Genomic DNA, 15,479 nt, shown 5'->3' with positions numbered 1-15,479 from the left:
CACCCTCGGCCCCCTTCGGTCCTTCACGGCTCCCGACCCGACCGCTCGGCGCGGCCCGGCCGGGAGGGGTAGGAACGCCGTGGCGTGGCACTCGGACGTCCGGGAATCCCATGATTCCGGTCGTTTCCGGCCATTCCGGGAGGAATGCAGCATGCCCACGGCAGCCACCAACCGTCCCGTGTCGATCATCGACGCACCGGCCCACAGTCGGTTCGAGGCCCGGGTCGGCACGACGCTCACCGGTTTCGTCGACTACGTGCGCACCGACGACCTGGTGTCCTACCCCCGGGTCGTGGTGTCCCGACCCTTCCGCGGGCAGGGCATCGGCGACCGGCTGCTGCGGACCGCCGTGGAGGACGCGCGGCGACGCGGCCTGCGGATCCGTCCGGCCTGTGCCTTCGTCGAGCAGTGGCTGGAGCTGAACCCCGAGTACCGGGAGCTGGTGTCCGGAGGTCCGGGGGACGAAGAGGAGGAGACGGAAGGGGGGCACGGACGGGGTCCGGCCGGCGGACGGCGCTGACGCACGTCCACCGGCCGGATGTCGGCTCGACGCCGAAGAGGGCCCGGGCCCCCGGCCGTCCGGGGGCCCGGGCCGCGCTCACGGCGTGTTCCACTTCTGGTTGGCGGCTCCCGTGCAGGTCCAGATCTGCGTCTTGGTGCCGTTGGCGGAGTTGTTGTCCCGCACGTCCAGGCACTTGTTCGCGTTGGGGTTGACGATGTCCCGCGCCGGGGTGACCACCCACTGTTGGGCGGCCGTGCCGTTGCAGTCCCATATCTGGACCGGTGTGCCGTCGGCCGTTCCCGCGCCGGAGACGTCCAGGCACTTGCCCAGGGCCCGGATGGTGCCGTCCGTGCCGACGGTCCACTGCTGCGCGGCGTTGCCGTTGCAGTCGTGGATCTGCACCGGGGTGCCGTTGGCGCTGTTCGCCCAGGCCACGTCCAGGCACTTGCCCGCCAGGCCGGTGATGGTGCCGGTGCGCCCGCTCCCGCCGCCGCTGTCACCGCCGGTGACGCGGACGTAGTCGACGACCATCCGCTGCGGGAAGACGGTGCTGCCGTCGGGCAGGCCGGGCCAGTCGCCGCCCACGGCGAGGTTGAGGATCAGGAAGAACGGCTTGTCGAACACCCAGCGGTCGCCGCCCAGGTCGGCGGGGGTGCGACGCTGGTAGACCTGACCGTCCACCGACCAGGTGATGGAGTTCGGCGACCAGTCGACGGCGAAGGTGTGGAAGTCGTCGGCGAACGCCCGACCGCCCGGCAGGGTGTAGGAGGCGCCGATGCCCTCGCCGCCGGAGTAGCCGGGGCCGTGGATGGTGCCGTGCACGGTGCTCGGTTCGTAGCCGACGTTCTCCATGACGTCGATCTCGCCGCTGTTGGGCCAGCCGACGCCGGGCTCGCCGATGTCGGCGCCGAGCATCCAGAACGCGGGCCACATGCCCTGGCCGCGCGGGATCTTGATGCGGGCCTCGACGTGCCCGTACGTGGTGGTGAACCTGCCGGCGGTGTTCATCCGGGCGGAGGTGTACTCGCACCGCCCGTACCAGCACTGGTAGTTGCCGGGGTTCTCCCTGCGCGCGGTGATCACCAGGTTGCCGTTGCCGTCGAGGGCGGCGTTGGCGTTGCCCGGGGTGTAGTACTGCCGCTCGTGGTTGTTGCCGCTGTTGTCGCCGACCTCCAACTGCCACTTGGAGCCGTCGACGGCCGATCCGGCGGGTCCGTCGAAGGTGTCCTCGAAGAGCACCGCCGCGGGACGGGCCTCGGCGACCTCCTCCGCCTTCGCGGCGGGCGCGCCGCCGTCGGCCGGTCCGGCCGTCGCCGTGCCGGTGACGGCCAGGGTCAGGGCCAGGCCCAGCAGGGTCGCCGCGGACGCCCAGCGACGGGTCCGGCGGGGTCTGTCGCGGCCCGGCTCCGGTGGTGCCTCGGCGGCGCCGGGGGTGTGGGGGGTGGGGTTCATGGCCACATCGCTTCCGTCTGTCGTCGGAGGTTCCGGTGGACGGGGTGACGCTCCCCCGCGCGCGGCGGTCCGTCACGGCGGCGGCCGGCTCCCCGGGTGGGGCGGGAGGAGCCGGGGAAGCGTCGTGGCGACACGGGTTCACCTCGTGCGGGACAGGGCGACACGTCGGCGGGGGTGGGCGGACGGCGCTCGACGCGTCGATCGCCCGCTCCCCGCGCTTGTTTCGAGGCGTGAGTCAACTCCCGCCGGAAGCAGGACGTCAAGGGCTTGGACGAGACCAATTCAACTTCAAGAAGTGAACATGAGAGCGCTCTTGAGAGCGCTCTCAAACAATCTTCATCAATTCTGACGTGAAGTCTTGACGGTCCGCCCGACTGCCGTTTGACTCCCTGCCCATGCCCGGCACCGGTCCCGGAACCGGTGCCGCCCCGTCTGTCGACCGCCCGCCGCACGGGCTCGACCCCGCCGCCGGCCGAACCGTGCCGGACTGCCCGACCGACGAACCGCCGAACCGCCGAGGAGTGCCATGCGCGTCACCATCGCCGACGTCGCCCGCGCCGCCGGCGTCAGCAAGTCGACGGTCTCCCGGGTGCTCAACTCCAAGGGCGAGGTCGACGTCCGGACCGCCGAGCGGGTGCGCCACGTCATCGACCGGCTGGGGTACGTGCCCAGTTCGCGCGCCGTCGGCCTGGCCCGGGGCCGCAGCCGCACCCTCGCCGTGCTCACGCCCTCGCTCTCCTGGCCCTGGACGGTCGAGGTGCTCCAGGGCGCGGTGGACGTCGTCGAGGCCGCCGGGTACGGGCTGTTGCTGTTCACCCGCGGCCGCGGCCGGGAGTCGATGGCCCGGTTCGTCGGGCAGGTCTCGGCCAACGCCTTCGACGGGCTGCTGGTGATCGAACCGGAGGGAGAGGTCGAGGCCGCCGCCGCGCTGCACCGCGCGGGCCTGCCCGTGGTGCTGGTCGGCGACCGCGCCCACCATCCGGTCTTCCCCTCCGTCACCACCACCAACGCCCTCGGCGGCGCGGCGGCGGCGCGTCATCTGCTCGCCCTGGGACGCCGCGCCCCGCTGGTGGTCACCGGCCCGCGCCGGTTCGGCTCCGTGCGCGAGCGGCTGGACGGCTTCGTCAGCGCCCTGGAGGCGCACGGCGTCGAGCACGACCCGCGGCGCGTCGTGGAGGGCGACTTCACCGAGCGCTCCGGTGTGGAGGCGGTGGAGAAGCTCCTGGCCGACGACCTGGAGCTGGACGCCGTCTTCGCGCACAACGACCTCGGCGCGGCCGGCGCCCTGCGGGCCCTGCGCGCCGCCGGACGGCGGGTGCCCGAGGACGTCGCGGTGGTCGGCTTCGACGACGTACCGCTCGCCCGCTGCACCGACCCTCCCCTGACCACCGTCCGCCAACCCCTGCGGGCGATGGGCACGGCCGCGGCGAACCTGCTGCTGTCCCGGTTGGGCGAAGCGCCACCCCCCGCGGAACCCGCCGTCCTGCCCACCGAACTGGTGATCCGGGACTCGGCTCCGAGGCCGGCTCCCTAGCCGGCACCCCGAACCCGACCCCGGCCGCACCCCCGGCCCACCGCCCGACCCGCCCGACCCACCAGGACCCCACACCGACCCCACACCGCCGCAGAGTCCTCGTGAGAGCGCTCTCAGAAGCATGAGAGCGCTCTCACAAAGCCGCGGCCCCCTCACCCACCGCGACCCCCGGAAAGACCCACGGAGGAGAGACACACCATGAGAGTCCGGTCCCGGACCAGAGCCGCCGCCGTGGCGGCCCTGGGCACCACCGTCCTGCTCGCCGGCTGTACCGCCGGAGCCCCCGGCACGGGCGGCTCGCAGGCCAAGGGCGAGGAGGGCGTGCTGACCGTCGGCATGCCCAACGGCCCGCAGACCAACAACAGCAACCCGTTCCTGGGCACCTCCGCGGGCGCCTCCCTGGGCTACCGCCACATGATCTACGAGCCGCTGGTCATGGTGAACGGCGTCCGCCCCGCCGAGAAGGGCAAGCCCTGGCTGGCCAGCGAGTGGGAGTGGTCGGACAACTACAGGAAGCTCACCCTCACCGTGCAGGACGGGCCCACCTGGTCCGACGGCGAGAAGTTCACCGCCGAGGACGTGGAGTTCACCTTCGAACTGATCAAGAAGAACGAGGCGCTGAACACCAACGCCATCCCCTACGACGGCATCAGCCGCAAGGGGAACACCATCGAACTGACCTTCCCCGAGTCGCAGTTCGTCAACCAGAGCAAGATCCTGACGACCTTCGTCGTGCCCGAACACATCTGGTCGACGGTGAAGAACCCGGAGACCTGGCCCAACAAGGAGCCCGTCGGCACCGGCCCCTACACCCTGGAGAGCTTCACCCCGCAGACCATCACCCTCACCGCCCGCGACAGCTACTGGCAGGAGGAGCCGAAGGTCAAGGAGCTGCGCTACACCTCCTACAACGACAACAACGCGCAGACCACGGCCCTGGCCAACGGATCCTGCGAGTGGTCCTTCGTCTTCACCCCCGACTACAAGAAGATCTACGTCGCCAAGGACCCGGAGCACCACAAGCTCTGGTTCCCCTCCGGACTGGGCGTCCACGGCCTGTGGTTCAACACCGCCAAGAAGCCCTTCGACGACCCGGCGCTGCGCCGCGCGATCAACCACGTGGTCGACCGCGAGGCCATCCACGTGCGGGCGCAGGCCACGCTCTACCCGAAGATCGAGAGCGTCACCGGCATGCCGCTGCCGGCCGGTGAACCCTTCCTCGCCCCCGAGTACAAGGGCGAGAAGCAGACCGTCGACGTCGAGGCGGCCAAGAAGGAGCTGCGGGAGGCCGGCTACACCCTGGCCGACGGCGTCCTGAAGGACCCCTCGGGCAAGCCGGTGACGATGACCCTCACCGACCCGGCCGGCTGGTCGGACTACCTCACCGGCCTGTCGATCATCAAGGACAACGTCAAGAAGATCGGCATCGAGGCCACGGTCAAGACCCAGACCGTGGACGCCTGGACGACCGCGATGAACGAGGGCGACTTCGACGCCAGCCTGCACTGGACCAACAGCGGCGCCACCCCGTACGACATGTACCAGCACGTCATGGACGGCGAGCTGTACCAGCCGCTCGGCAAGCCCTCCCCCGGCGGCAACTTCGGCCGCTTCCGCGACGAGGAGGCCACGAAGGCCCTGCAGGAGTACGCGAGCGCGAGCGACGAGTCCACCCGGACCGAGGCGCTGCACGAGCTCCAGCGGATCATGGTCGAGAAGGTGCCCATGGTGGCCACCGCCGCCGCTCCGATCGGTGCCGAGTACAGCACCCGCAACTGGGTCGGCTGGCCCACCGAGAAGGACCCGTACGCGCCCCCGCAGCCCACCCAGCCCAACTCGCTGGACGTCGTCCTGCACCTGCGGCCCGCCTCCTGACGGGACCGCCCGCCGACCGCCCGCCCCGCCACACCACCGACGACGGTCCCCGCCGCCACGGCGGGGCGGGCACCGCGGGCCCGTGAGGAACCGACCGAACCACCCGCCCGGACGCCCGCCGGGCCCCGCCCGCCGGCCCCGCCCGGTCCGGCACGGGCCCGACCGGGGCGTCGGGGACGACCCGACAGGGATGACAGGAACAGCCATGTCCGAAGAACACACCGCACCACCCCCCGGCCCCGACGCCGGCGGAGAGCGCGACGAGCGCGTGGTGCTGGAGGCCCGCGCGGTGAGCAAGCACTTCCCCGTGCGGCGCGGCGCGCGGTCGCTGCTCGGTGGCCCCCGGCTCGCCGTCCACGCCGTGGACGACGTCTCGTTGCGGCTGCGCAGCGGCTCGGTCACCGCGCTGGTGGGCGAGTCCGGCTCCGGCAAGTCCACCGTCGCCCGGCTCCTCGCCCAGCTCTACCCGGCGACGTCCGGCGAGATCCTGCTGGACGGCCGGCCCGTGCGGGCGGCTCGGGGGCGGGCGCTGCGCGCGTACTGCCGACACGTCCAGATGGTCTTCCAGGACCCCTTCGCCTCGCTCAACCCCGTGCACACCGTCCGCTACCACCTGACCCGCGCGCTGCGCATCCACGACCGGGCGGGAAGCGGCCGGCAGGACCTGGAGCGGGCGCTGACGGAGTTGTTGGAGCGGGTACAGCTCACCCCGGCCGGCCGCTACCTGGAGTCCTTCCCGCACGAGCTGTCCGGCGGGCAGCGGCAGCGGGTGGCCATCGCCCGCGCCATGGCCGCCGACCCCCGGGTGCTGCTGGCCGACGAACCGGTGTCGATGCTGGACGTGTCCATCCGGCTGGGCGTGCTCAACCTGCTGCGCGACCTCAAGGAGCGGCTGGACCTGGCGATCCTCTACATCACCCACGACATCGCCTCCGCCCGCTACTTCGCCGACGAGACGCTGGTGATGTACGCGGGCCGCATGGTGGAGGGCGGCGACAGCGAGACCGTCACCCAGCGCCCCGCCCACCCCTACACCCGACTGCTGCTGGCCTCCGCGCCCGACCCGGACCGGGTCACGGACGGCGGCGGCGAGGACGACCGAGGCGGCGACGCGACGGTCCCCGAGGAGGTCGATCCGTCCTCCGTGGAGCCGCCCAGCCTGATATCGCCCCCGCCCGGGTGCCGCTTCCACCCCCGCTGCCCGATGGCGATGGAGCGCTGCCGTACCCAGACCCCGCCGCGCTTCGACCTCGACGGCGGGCAGTGGGCGGCCTGCTGGCTGTACGACACCCCGGCCGGCGCGCCCGGCGCGCAGCCCGCCGGGGCGACGGGGACGGCACGGTCCTCGCAGGACTCCGGCACCGGATCGGAGGCGGCGTCGTGAAGTTCGTCCTCCAACGCCTGGCCTTCTACCTGTTGACCGCGTGGGCGGCCATCACCATCAACTTCCTGATCCCCCGCCTGATGCCGGGCGATCCGGTGCAGTCGCTGATCGCCCGCTACCAGGGGCAGCTCTCCAGCAAGTCCATCGCCTCCCTGGAGACCCTCTTCGGCCTCGACCGGGACAGCTCGCTGTGGCAGCAGTACCTGGACTACTGGGCCAATCTGGCGCGCGGCGACCTGGGGCTGTCGTTCACCTTCTTCCCCACCCCGGTGTCGGAGGTGATGGCCCAGAGCCTGCCGTGGACCGTGGCCCTGGTCGGCACCACCACCCTGCTCAGCTTCCTGATCGGCACCGGCATCGGCATCTTCGCCGGCTGGAAGCGCGGGTCCTGGCTCGACGGGCTGCTGCCGGTGACCACGTTCATCTCGGCCATCCCGTACTTCTGGCTGGGCCTGATCGCCATCGCCCTGTTCGCCGTGCAGTGGCCGATCTTCCCGGCCGCCGGCGGCTACGACACCGGCCTGGTCCCCGGCCTCAGCGGCGAGTTCCTCGGCAGCGCCCTCTACCACGCGGTGCTGCCCGGCGTGACCGTCGTGCTCAGCGCGATGGCGGGCTGGATCCTGGGGATGCGGAACATGATGGTGACCGTCTCCTCCGAGGACTACGTGACGGTCGCCCACGCCAAGGGCCTGCCCGAGCGTCGGGTGATGTTCTCCTACGCCGCCCGCAACGCGATCCTGCCGAACGTCTCCGGCTTCGCGCTCTCCCTCGGCTTCATCGTCGGCGGCACGCTGCTGGTGGAGATGGTCTTCTCCTACCCCGGCATCGGCTACGTCCTCTTCCAGGGCGTGAACGCCAAGGACTACCCGCTGATGCAGGGCGTGTTCCTGATCATCACCCTCGCCGTGCTGGCCGCGAACCTGCTGGCCGACCTCCTCTACATGCTCCTCGACCCGCGTACCCGGAAGGAGGGCTGACCGATGGCCGCACAGACGACCGGCGGCGCCGGCGGCGCCCTCACGGAAACCGCCACGCCCCCCGCCGCCCGCCGCGACCGGCTGCGCTTCCTGCGCAACGGCAAGACCGCGACGGGACTGGCGATCCTGGGCCTGTTCGTCCTGCTCGCCGTGGCCGGGGAGTGGCTGGCACCCCACGACCCGTCCGCGATGAGCGACGACATCCTCCAGCCGCCGTCCCTGGAACACCCGTTCGGCACCACCCAGACCGGGCAGGACATCTTCTCCCAGGTGCTGGTGGGCACCCGGGGCGTGCTGGTGGTGGGCTTCGTGGCGGGCTTCTTCGCCACGTTGCTGTCGGTGCTGATCGGAGTGAGTTCGGGCTTCCTCGGCGGGATCGCCGACGAGCTGCTCTCCGTGCTCAGCAACATCTTCCTGGTCATCCCCGGGCTGCCGCTGATCATCATCATCGCCAGCTTCCTGCCGGACTCCGGCGACGTGGTGATCGCGGTGGTCATCAGCCTCACCGCGTGGGCCTGGGGGGCACGGGTGCTGCGGGCCCAGACCATGTCGCTGCGCAACCGGGACTACGTCCAGGCCGCGCGCGCCACCGGCGAGTCCACCTGGCGGATCATCGTCTTCGAGATCCTGCCGAACCTGACGGCCGTCATCACCTCCGGCTTCATCGGCACGGTGATCTTCGCGGTGCTCTCGGAGATCACCCTCGCCTTCATCGGCGTGGCCGACATCTCCCACTGGAACTGGGGGACGATCCTGTTCTGGGCGCAGAGCAACCAGGCCCTCGGCCAGGGCGCCTGGTGGTGGTTCGTGCCCGCCGGACTGTGCATCGCGCTGCTCGGCACGGCCCTGTCCCTGATCAACTTCGGCATCGACGAGTTCGTCAACCCCCGGCTGCGCACCTCCGCCCGCGTCCGCGGCGCGGCCCGGATGCGGGTCGGCTTCACCCCCGTCGCCCGCGCTCCGCGCGAGCGCGCGGACGGCCCCGAGCGGCGGACGGCGGGCGACCGGGCGGAGCAGGCCCAGGACCGGGCCCGGAACCGGACGGAGAAGACGCCGGACGCACCGCCGGCCACGGAGAAGACGGAGGACACCCCCGCATGAGCACGTCCGCCACCCCCGCCGTGGCCACCCCCGTCACCACGGCGCCGCCCGTACTGGAGATCGGCTCCCTGTCCGTCGACTACGGCGTCGGGGAGGGTGCCGTCCGCGCCCTGCACGACGTCGACCTGACCCTGCGCCGCGGCGAGGTGCTGGGACTGGCCGGCGAGTCCGGCTCGGGCAAGTCCACCCTGGCCTACGCCGTCACCCGACTGCTCTCCCCGCCCGGGGTGATCACCGGCGGGGACGTCCGCTACCACCCCCGCGAGGGCGAGCCGGTGGACGTGCTGGCCATGACCCCGCGGGAACTGCGCGCCTTCCGCTGGCAGGAGATCTCCATCGTCTTCCAGGGGGCGATGAACTCCCTCAACCCCGTGCACACCGTCCGCACCCAGCTCACCGACGTGATCGCGGCCCACCGGCCGCAGACGTCCCGCGCCGAGCGCGTCGAGCGGGCGAGGGAGTTGCTGTCCCTGGTGGGGATCTCCGTCGACCGGCTGGGCGCCTACCCGCATCAGCTCTCGGGCGGGATGCGGCAGCGGGTGATGATCGCGATGGCGCTGGCCCTGGAGCCGGAGATCGTCATCATGGACGAGCCCACCACCGCGCTGGACGTGGTGATGCAGCGGCAGATCCTGCGACAGCTGGTCCGACTCCGCGAGGAGCTGGACTTCTCGGTCGTCTTCATCACCCACGACATCTCGCTGCTGATCGAGTTCTCCGACCGGATCGCCATCATGTACGGCGGCCGGATCGTGGAACAGGCCGGAGCCTCCGAGATCTACCGCGACCCCCGCCACCCCTACAGCGACGGACTGCTGCACTCCTTCCCCGCGCTGCGCGGTCCGCGCCGGGAGCTGACCGGCATACCCGGCTCACCGCCCGACTTGAGGGCCATGCCGCCCGGCTGCGCCTTCCACCCCCGCTGCCCCAAGGCCTTCGACCCCTGCGACCGACAGGTGCCCCGTCTGGCGCCCGTCGGCGCGGACACCGACCGCAGCGTCGCCTGCTGGCTGACCGACGACCGCCGATCTGGAGAAGCATGACCGCCACCGCATCCCCGTCCTCCCCGCCCTCTTCGTCCTCCTCGGCCGCTCCCGCCGCCGAGCCCGTCGCCGAACTGCCCGCGGACTTCCGCTGGGGCGTGGCCACCTCCTCGTACCAGATCGAGGGCGCCGTCGACGAGGACGGCCGCTCCCCCTCCATCTGGGACACCTTCTGCCGCGTCCCCGGCGCCGTGGTCGGCGGCGAGAACGGCGACACCGCCTGCGACCACTACCACCGGATGCCGCAGGACGTGGAGCTGATCGCCTCCCTGGGCGTCGACACCTACCGCTTCTCCCTGGCGTGGCCGCGCATCCAGCCGGGCGGGCGCGGCAAGGGCAACCCGCGCGGCATCGCCTTCTACGACCGGCTCGTCGACGAGCTGTTGGCGAAGGGCATCACCCCGTGGGTCACCCTCTACCACTGGGACCTCCCCCAGGAGCTGGAGGACGCCGGGGGCTGGCCGGCGCGCGACACCGCGTACCGGTTCGCCGACTACGCCGAGATCGCCCACGAGGCGCTGGGCGACCGCGTCCGGCACTGGACGACGCTGAACGAGCCGTGGTGCTCGGCGGTCCTCGGCTACGAGCAGGGAGTGCACGCCCCCGGCCGCCGTGACTTCGGCGACGCCATGCGCGCCGTCCACCACCTGCTGTTGGGGCACGGACTGGCCGCGCGGCGGCTGCGGGCCGCCGGACACCCGCCCGAGGAGCTGGGCATCACCCTGAACCTGGGCACCGCCACCCCCGCGAGCGACGACGAGGCCGACCGGGCCGCCGCCCGCCGCGCCGACGGCATGGGCACCCGGCTCTACCTGGACCCGCTGGTGCACGGCCGCTATCCACAGGACGTGCTGGACGACCTGTCCGCCAGGGGAGCGACCCTGCCCGTGGAGGACGGCGACCTGGAGACGATCTCCACACCGCTGGACGTGCTCGGTGTCAACTTCTACTCGGGACACGTCTTCTCCGGCGTCTCCGAGGACGGCTCGACCACCGACGAAAACGGCCTGCCGGTGACCCGGATCGTGCCCCGGGGCAGGCCGCGCACCGCGATGGACTGGGAGATCGTTCCCGAGTGCCTGACCGAGCTGCTGGTGCGGATCCAGAAGGACTACGGCCTGCCCACGGTGATCACCGAGAACGGCGCGGCCTTCGACGACGCGCCGGCCGACGACGGCTCGGTGCACGACGCCGACCGCACCGCCTACCTGTCCGACCACATCCGCGCGGTGGCGGCGGCCCGCGCCGCCGGCGCCGACGTGCGCGGTTACTTCGCCTGGTCGCTGATGGACAACTTCGAGTGGGCCTACGGGTACGCCAAGCGGTTCGGCCTGGTCCACGTCGACTACGCCACGCAGCGCCGGACGGTGAAGGACAGCGGGCTGTGGTACCGGGACACCGTCCGGCTCACCCGTCAGGCCGCCGCCGAGGGCTGACCGGAGGAGGGCTCCGTCCGGGACGGGACGGGAGACGCGGTGGGGGCGGGTACCGGCGGGTGCCCGCCCCCACCGTCGGGCCCGGCCCCGGCAGCGACACCGGCAGCGACACCCGTCGCCGGCTCGACCGCGCCCACCGCGCCCACCGCGCCCACCACGCTCGTCCTGTCCGCCGACTCCACCGATCCCACCGACTCCCGTGCCGCACGGGCCAGGACACGGCGGCCGGGGAAACCGGAGCACCCCGGGCGGATGCCGTGCCGCAGCGGCGGCAGGACGGTCACCTCGGCGACCAGTCCACGGGCGGCGACCACCCGGCGCAGCGAGGCCACCAGCGTGTCGTCGCCGACGAAGGCCGCCGAGGTGGCCTCCGCGTCCCGCCCGTGTGGCGCGCGGGGGTGCCCGTCCGTCCGGTAACGGACCGCCACCGGCTGGACGGGCACCCCCGCGTCCAGCGCGGCCTGGAACACCGCCCTCCGGAAGGCGCCCCGTTCCCTGCCGCACCAGGTGCTGCCCTCGGGGAAGGCCACCACGGTCGACCCGGCGCGCAGGGCCGCCGCGATCTCCCCGACCGTCCCCGGCAGGGCCCGCAGCCGTTCCCGGTCGATGAACAGGGTGCCGCCACGGGCGGCCAACCGTCCCACCACCGGGTAGTCGCCGACCTCCCGCTTGGCCAGCATCCGACCGGGCGTGACGGAGGCCAGCAGCGGGACGTCCAGCCAGGAGACGTGGGGGGCCACCACCAGCGCCGGGCCGGACACGGGCGCGCCGGTGACACGGACCCGCACGCCGAGCGCGGTGACGACCGCGTCCGCCCAGCGCCGCACCAGCCTCCTCCTCCACCGCGGGGCGAGCCGGCGCACGACGGGCGACAGCGCCACCCCGATCGACGCCACGGCGGCCAGGGCGGCCCAGCGCCACGCGCGCCGCAGCGGCCCCACCACGGCCGGACGGCCGGGCAGGCAGCCGGCGACGGTGCACGGCGAGAAGGGGAGCCACGGGGTGCCGCCCTCCGCCCCCGGGCGGCCCGCACCCGTCACCGTGCCGGTCACCGCGGGACGAGCGAGAGGAAGTGGCGGAGGTAGCGGGGGTTGGTGTCGCGCAGCGACAGCAACACGTACAGGTCGGCGACGCCGAACTCCGGATCGTGGGCGGGCTCCCCACAGACCTTGGCGCCCAGCCGCAGATAGCCGCGCAGCAGCGGCGGCAGCACGGTGCGCGGGGAGCGCGGTACGCCCTCGTGGCGCCAGGGCCGCCGGGGCCGCACCCGGTGTTCGGCGGGTGCGAGGTGCCGTTCGGCGACGGCGTCCCACACCCCGGCGGCCAGAGCGCCGCCGTCGGCCAGCGGCAGCGAGCAGCAGCCACCGAGCCAGTCGTGTCCGGTGTCCACCAGGTAGCGGGCGATGCCGGCCCACATCAGGGCGATGACGGCGCCGTCGCGGTGGTCGGGGTGGACGCAGGAGCGGCCCGCCTCCACCAGGTCGCCGCGGAGCCCGGCACCGTCCAGCAGCCCGTCCATCTCGAACTCGCCCTCGGAGTAGAGCCGTCCGGCGACGCGGGCCCGCTCCGGCGGCAGCAGCCGGTAGGTGCCCACCACCCGGCCGCCCGTCCGCTCACGGACCAGCAGGTGGTCGCAGTGGGCGTCGAAGGGGTCGATGTCCAGGCCCGGTTCGGGGCCGGCGAGTCGGGCGCCCAGCTCCCCGGCGAAGACCTCGTGCCGCAGGCGCTGCGCGGCCCGTACGTCGGCCTCGTCCCGGGCGAGGTGGACGGTGTAGGGGCCGTCGTCGTGCTCCGCGGCCGGTGCGGGCGCGGGCCGGGGAACGCCCGGGACCGCCGGCGCGGTCGTGGTGCGGGTGGGTGCGGCGGGGACGGGTGCGGCGGGGACGGGTGCGGCGGGGACGGACACGGCGGGCCCTCCTGGTCCGGCTGCGGACGGTTCGCCGTGCCGCCGTCGGGCGGCCCGGCTCACCTCCTTCATCGCCGTGCCGGACGGACTCGGCGTGACCGTTGCGGAGAGCCGGGGTGTGCGCCGGTTGAACACACGCCCCGGTGGCCCCCCTCCGGGTCCGACCCCACCGGCTCCCGCGCTCCGCCCCGCGTCGAGGGGGTGGTGTTCCCTCCGGGAAACCGAGGGACGAAACGCACATGAAAGCCCTCATCCCGGTCAATGATGGGAGGGAAGGAATCAGGCGGCGCCTGGGCGCGCCCGGCCGGAGGGCGGCGAACGGATGGGAAGCGGACAGCGGCCGGGGCGGATCGCGAGGGCGCTGGTGTCGCTGGTGGTGCCGGCGGCCGTGCTGGCGGGCTGCCAGACCGGGGGCGAGGGCGAGGAGGGACGCTCGCCGTTCACCGGCGAGAGCGTCGCGGACCCGTCGGCGCCGGTGCTGGCGGTGAAGGTCGACAACGTGCCGGCCGCCCGACCCCCCACGGGCCTGGAACGGGCCGACATCGTGTACGTGGAGCAGGTCGAGGCGGGCCTGACCCGACTGGTGGCCGTCTACTCCTCCGACCTGCCGCCCTCGGTCGGCCCGGTGCGCAGCGCCCGGGAGTCCGACCTCGAACTGCTGCGGCAGTTCGGCGAGCCCGCGCTGGCCTACTCCGGGGCGCAGTCCAAGCTGATCCCCGTGCTGGAGGACTCCCCGGTGCACCTGTTGCCGCCCGGCGAGGCACCGGGGGCGTACTCCCGCGACCCGGGTCGCTCCGCGCCGCACAACATGTACCTGGATCCCGGCGCGGTGCTGGAGGCCGCGCCCGACGGGGTGAGCGGCGCCGCCGACATCGGGTTCCGCTTCGGTGTGGCGCCGGAGGGCGGCCGGGCCGACACCGAGGAGACCGTCCGCTTCCCGAACGCCACCGTCTCCTTCGCCTGGTCCGACGAGGACGACCGGTGGCTGGTGTCCATGGACGGCAGGGCTGCGACCACCTCCGACGGCGACCGGCTCGGCGCCCCGACGGTCGTCGTCCAGCGCGTCACGGTCCGCGACTCCCGCTTCCGGGACAGCGGCGACAACGTCACCCCCTACTCGGAGACCACCGGTTCCGGCCGGGCGACGGTGCTGCGCGGCGGTCGGGCGTACGAGGCGCGCTGGTCGCGGCCGTCCGCGGAGGGCGGCACGGAGTTCACCACCCCGCAGGGCGACCCGGTCGACTTCGCCCAGGGGCAGGTGTGGGTGGTTCTCGCCCCGAAGTCGTGACGGCGCGGACAACGCCCCGTAAGGTCGTGCACGGAAGACGCGCCTTACAGATCGGGAGGTCGGACCGTTGCGCGACTGGCAGTTGACCGAGACCTTCACCGCCTCCTCCGGCGAGGTCCGCTGGGAACGCCTCGGCGAGGCGGACGCGCCTGCGGTGGTCCTGTCGCACGGCACGCCGTTCTCCTCCTACGTGTGGCGCGCCGTCGCGCGTGCGCTCGCCGAACGCCATCGGGTCTTCGTCTGGGACATGCCCGGCTACGGAGCCTCGGCGAAGCACGACGGGCAGGACGTCTCACTGGCCGCCCAGGGGCGGGTCTTCGCCGAGCTGCTGGACCACTGGGGGCTGGCCGAACCGGGCGCCGAACCGGATGTCGTCGCCCACGACTTCGGCGGTGCCGTGGCACTGCGGGCCCACCTGTTGCACGGCCGCCGCTACCGGCGGCTCGCCCTGGTGGACCCGGTCGCGTTGGCCCCCTGGGGCTCCCCCTTCTTCCGTCTGGTGCACGAGCACGCCCCGGTGTTCGAGCGGCTGCCGCCCCCTCTGCACCGCGCCCTGGTGCGCGAGTACGTGTCCTCGGTCGGTGGCCCCGGTCTCCACCCGGCCGTGCTGGACCGCCTGGTGGAGCCGTGGCTCGGCGAGGAGGGGCAGCCCGCCTTCTACCGCCAGATCGCCCAGGCCGACCAGCGGTTCACCGACGAGATCGAGGACCGGTACGGTTCGCTGGACCTCCCCGTCCTGGTGTGCTGGGGCGAGGCCGACGCATGGATCCCGGTGGAGAGGGGACGACGGCTGGCGGACCGTGTCCCCGGTGCCCGACTGCGGACGTTCCCCGAGGCCGGGCACCTGGTCCAGGAGGACGCGCCGGCCGAGCTCGCCGCCGTCCTGCTGGGCTTCCTCGCCTGACGGAGCGCGCCCGCCCGACCCGTCTTCCGCCCCGGTCGCCGGGCGACAGCACCGCGCCGGCGCGCCGCCGGAACCGG

Annotated in this window: 13 protein-coding genes; 10 read left to right on the top strand and 3 right to left on the bottom strand. The window is 73.1% G+C overall.

What is annotated here, in order from left to right:
* The first annotated feature begins 151 nt into the window (after positions 1-151).
* On the top strand, positions 152-520 hold the full coding sequence (locus F0L17_RS21875; RefSeq protein ID WP_155072395.1) for a GNAT family N-acetyltransferase: 369 nt from the start codon (positions 152-154) through the stop codon (positions 518-520).
* 78 nt (positions 521-598) lie between these two features.
* On the opposite strand, the gene F0L17_RS21870 is transcribed toward F0L17_RS21875, so the two are convergent.
* The gene (locus tag F0L17_RS21870) at positions 599-1,954 is read right to left on the bottom strand and encodes a glycoside hydrolase family 16 protein (RefSeq protein ID WP_155072394.1); all 1,356 of its coding nucleotides are present in this window, start codon (positions 1,952-1,954) and stop codon (positions 599-601) included.
* A gap of 526 nt (positions 1,955-2,480) precedes the next feature.
* Between F0L17_RS21870 and F0L17_RS21865 the strand changes: the two genes are divergently transcribed.
* From F0L17_RS21865 to F0L17_RS21835, 7 genes are all read left to right on the top strand, one after another.
* Positions 2,481-3,488 (top strand): LacI family DNA-binding transcriptional regulator, encoded by a 1,008-nt coding sequence (locus tag F0L17_RS21865; protein ID WP_155072393.1) that lies wholly within the window; start codon positions 2,481-2,483, stop codon positions 3,486-3,488.
* 198 nt (positions 3,489-3,686) lie between these two features.
* A complete protein-coding gene (locus F0L17_RS21860) occupies positions 3,687-5,363 on the top strand; it encodes an ABC transporter substrate-binding protein (RefSeq protein WP_155072392.1) in 1,677 nt (558 codons plus the stop codon).
* A 205-nt stretch (positions 5,364-5,568) separates the two neighbouring features.
* Positions 5,569-6,747, top strand: a complete 1,179-nt coding sequence (locus tag F0L17_RS21855) for an ABC transporter ATP-binding protein (protein ID WP_155072391.1) — start codon at positions 5,569-5,571, stop codon at positions 6,745-6,747.
* Positions 6,744-7,724 carry an ABC transporter permease subunit gene (locus F0L17_RS21850; RefSeq protein ID WP_162466542.1) on the top strand — a complete coding sequence of 327 codons (981 nt, stop codon included), beginning with the start codon at positions 6,744-6,746 and terminating at the stop codon, positions 7,722-7,724. Before F0L17_RS21855 ends, F0L17_RS21850 begins: the two co-directional genes overlap by 4 nt.
* 3 nt (positions 7,725-7,727) lie before the next feature.
* On the top strand, positions 7,728-8,825 hold the full coding sequence (locus tag F0L17_RS21845) for an ABC transporter permease (protein ID WP_155072390.1): 1,098 nt from the start codon (positions 7,728-7,730) through the stop codon (positions 8,823-8,825).
* Positions 8,822-9,868, top strand: coding sequence for an ABC transporter ATP-binding protein (locus F0L17_RS21840; RefSeq protein ID WP_155072389.1), 1,047 nt, complete (start codon positions 8,822-8,824; stop codon positions 9,866-9,868). Before F0L17_RS21845 ends, F0L17_RS21840 begins: the two co-directional genes overlap by 4 nt.
* Positions 9,865-11,304, top strand: coding sequence for a GH1 family beta-glucosidase (locus F0L17_RS21835; RefSeq protein WP_155072388.1), 1,440 nt, complete (start codon positions 9,865-9,867; stop codon positions 11,302-11,304). Before F0L17_RS21840 ends, F0L17_RS21835 begins: the two co-directional genes overlap by 4 nt.
* On the opposite strand, the gene F0L17_RS21830 is transcribed toward F0L17_RS21835, so the two are convergent.
* On the bottom strand, positions 11,283-12,356 hold the full coding sequence (locus tag F0L17_RS21830; RefSeq protein WP_338018171.1) for a lysophospholipid acyltransferase family protein: 1,074 nt from the start codon (positions 12,354-12,356) through the stop codon (positions 11,283-11,285). The genes F0L17_RS21835 and F0L17_RS21830 overlap by 22 nt on opposite strands.
* Positions 12,353-13,210, bottom strand: a complete 858-nt coding sequence (locus F0L17_RS21825; protein WP_338018170.1) for a GNAT family N-acetyltransferase — start codon at positions 13,208-13,210, stop codon at positions 12,353-12,355. The genes F0L17_RS21830 and F0L17_RS21825 overlap by 4 nt, the downstream gene beginning before the upstream one ends.
* Before the next feature lie 322 nt (positions 13,211-13,532).
* On the opposite strand from F0L17_RS21825, the gene F0L17_RS21820 reads away from it, so the two are divergent.
* Together F0L17_RS21820 and F0L17_RS21815 are read left to right on the top strand one after the other, a co-directional pair.
* Positions 13,533-14,498 (top strand): DUF3048 domain-containing protein, encoded by a 966-nt coding sequence (locus F0L17_RS21820; protein ID WP_155072386.1) that lies wholly within the window; start codon positions 13,533-13,535, stop codon positions 14,496-14,498.
* A 67-nt stretch (positions 14,499-14,565) separates the two neighbouring features.
* Positions 14,566-15,402 (top strand): alpha/beta fold hydrolase, encoded by an 837-nt coding sequence (locus F0L17_RS21815; RefSeq protein WP_155072385.1) that lies wholly within the window; start codon positions 14,566-14,568, stop codon positions 15,400-15,402.
* Positions 15,403-15,479 lie beyond the last annotated feature (77 nt).

The organism is Streptomyces taklimakanensis (assembly GCF_009709575.1).
Taxonomy (GTDB): domain Bacteria; phylum Actinomycetota; class Actinomycetes; order Streptomycetales; family Streptomycetaceae; genus Streptomyces; species Streptomyces taklimakanensis.
This window is presented reverse-complemented; position numbering and strand designations above follow the sequence as displayed.

What these genes read in the sequence shown, in the direction of transcription:
- F0L17_RS21875 (WP_155072395.1), top strand. Translation starts at nt 152, where the DNA reads ATGCCCACGGCAGCCACCAACCGTCCCGTGTCGATCATCGACGCACCG.
- F0L17_RS21870 (WP_155072394.1), bottom strand. Translation starts at nt 1,954, where the DNA reads ATGAACCCCACCCCCCACACCCCCGGCGCCGCCGAGGCACCACCGGAG.
- F0L17_RS21865 (WP_155072393.1), top strand. Translation starts at nt 2,481, where the DNA reads ATGCGCGTCACCATCGCCGACGTCGCCCGCGCCGCCGGCGTCAGCAAG.
- F0L17_RS21860 (WP_155072392.1), top strand. Translation starts at nt 3,687, where the DNA reads ATGAGAGTCCGGTCCCGGACCAGAGCCGCCGCCGTGGCGGCCCTGGGC.
- F0L17_RS21855 (WP_155072391.1), top strand. Translation starts at nt 5,569, where the DNA reads ATGTCCGAAGAACACACCGCACCACCCCCCGGCCCCGACGCCGGCGGA.
- F0L17_RS21845 (WP_155072390.1), top strand. Translation starts at nt 7,728, where the DNA reads ATGGCCGCACAGACGACCGGCGGCGCCGGCGGCGCCCTCACGGAAACC.
- F0L17_RS21840 (WP_155072389.1), top strand. Translation starts at nt 8,822, where the DNA reads ATGAGCACGTCCGCCACCCCCGCCGTGGCCACCCCCGTCACCACGGCG.
- F0L17_RS21835 (WP_155072388.1), top strand. Translation starts at nt 9,865, where the DNA reads ATGACCGCCACCGCATCCCCGTCCTCCCCGCCCTCTTCGTCCTCCTCG.
- F0L17_RS21820 (WP_155072386.1), top strand. Translation starts at nt 13,533, where the DNA reads ATGGGAAGCGGACAGCGGCCGGGGCGGATCGCGAGGGCGCTGGTGTCG.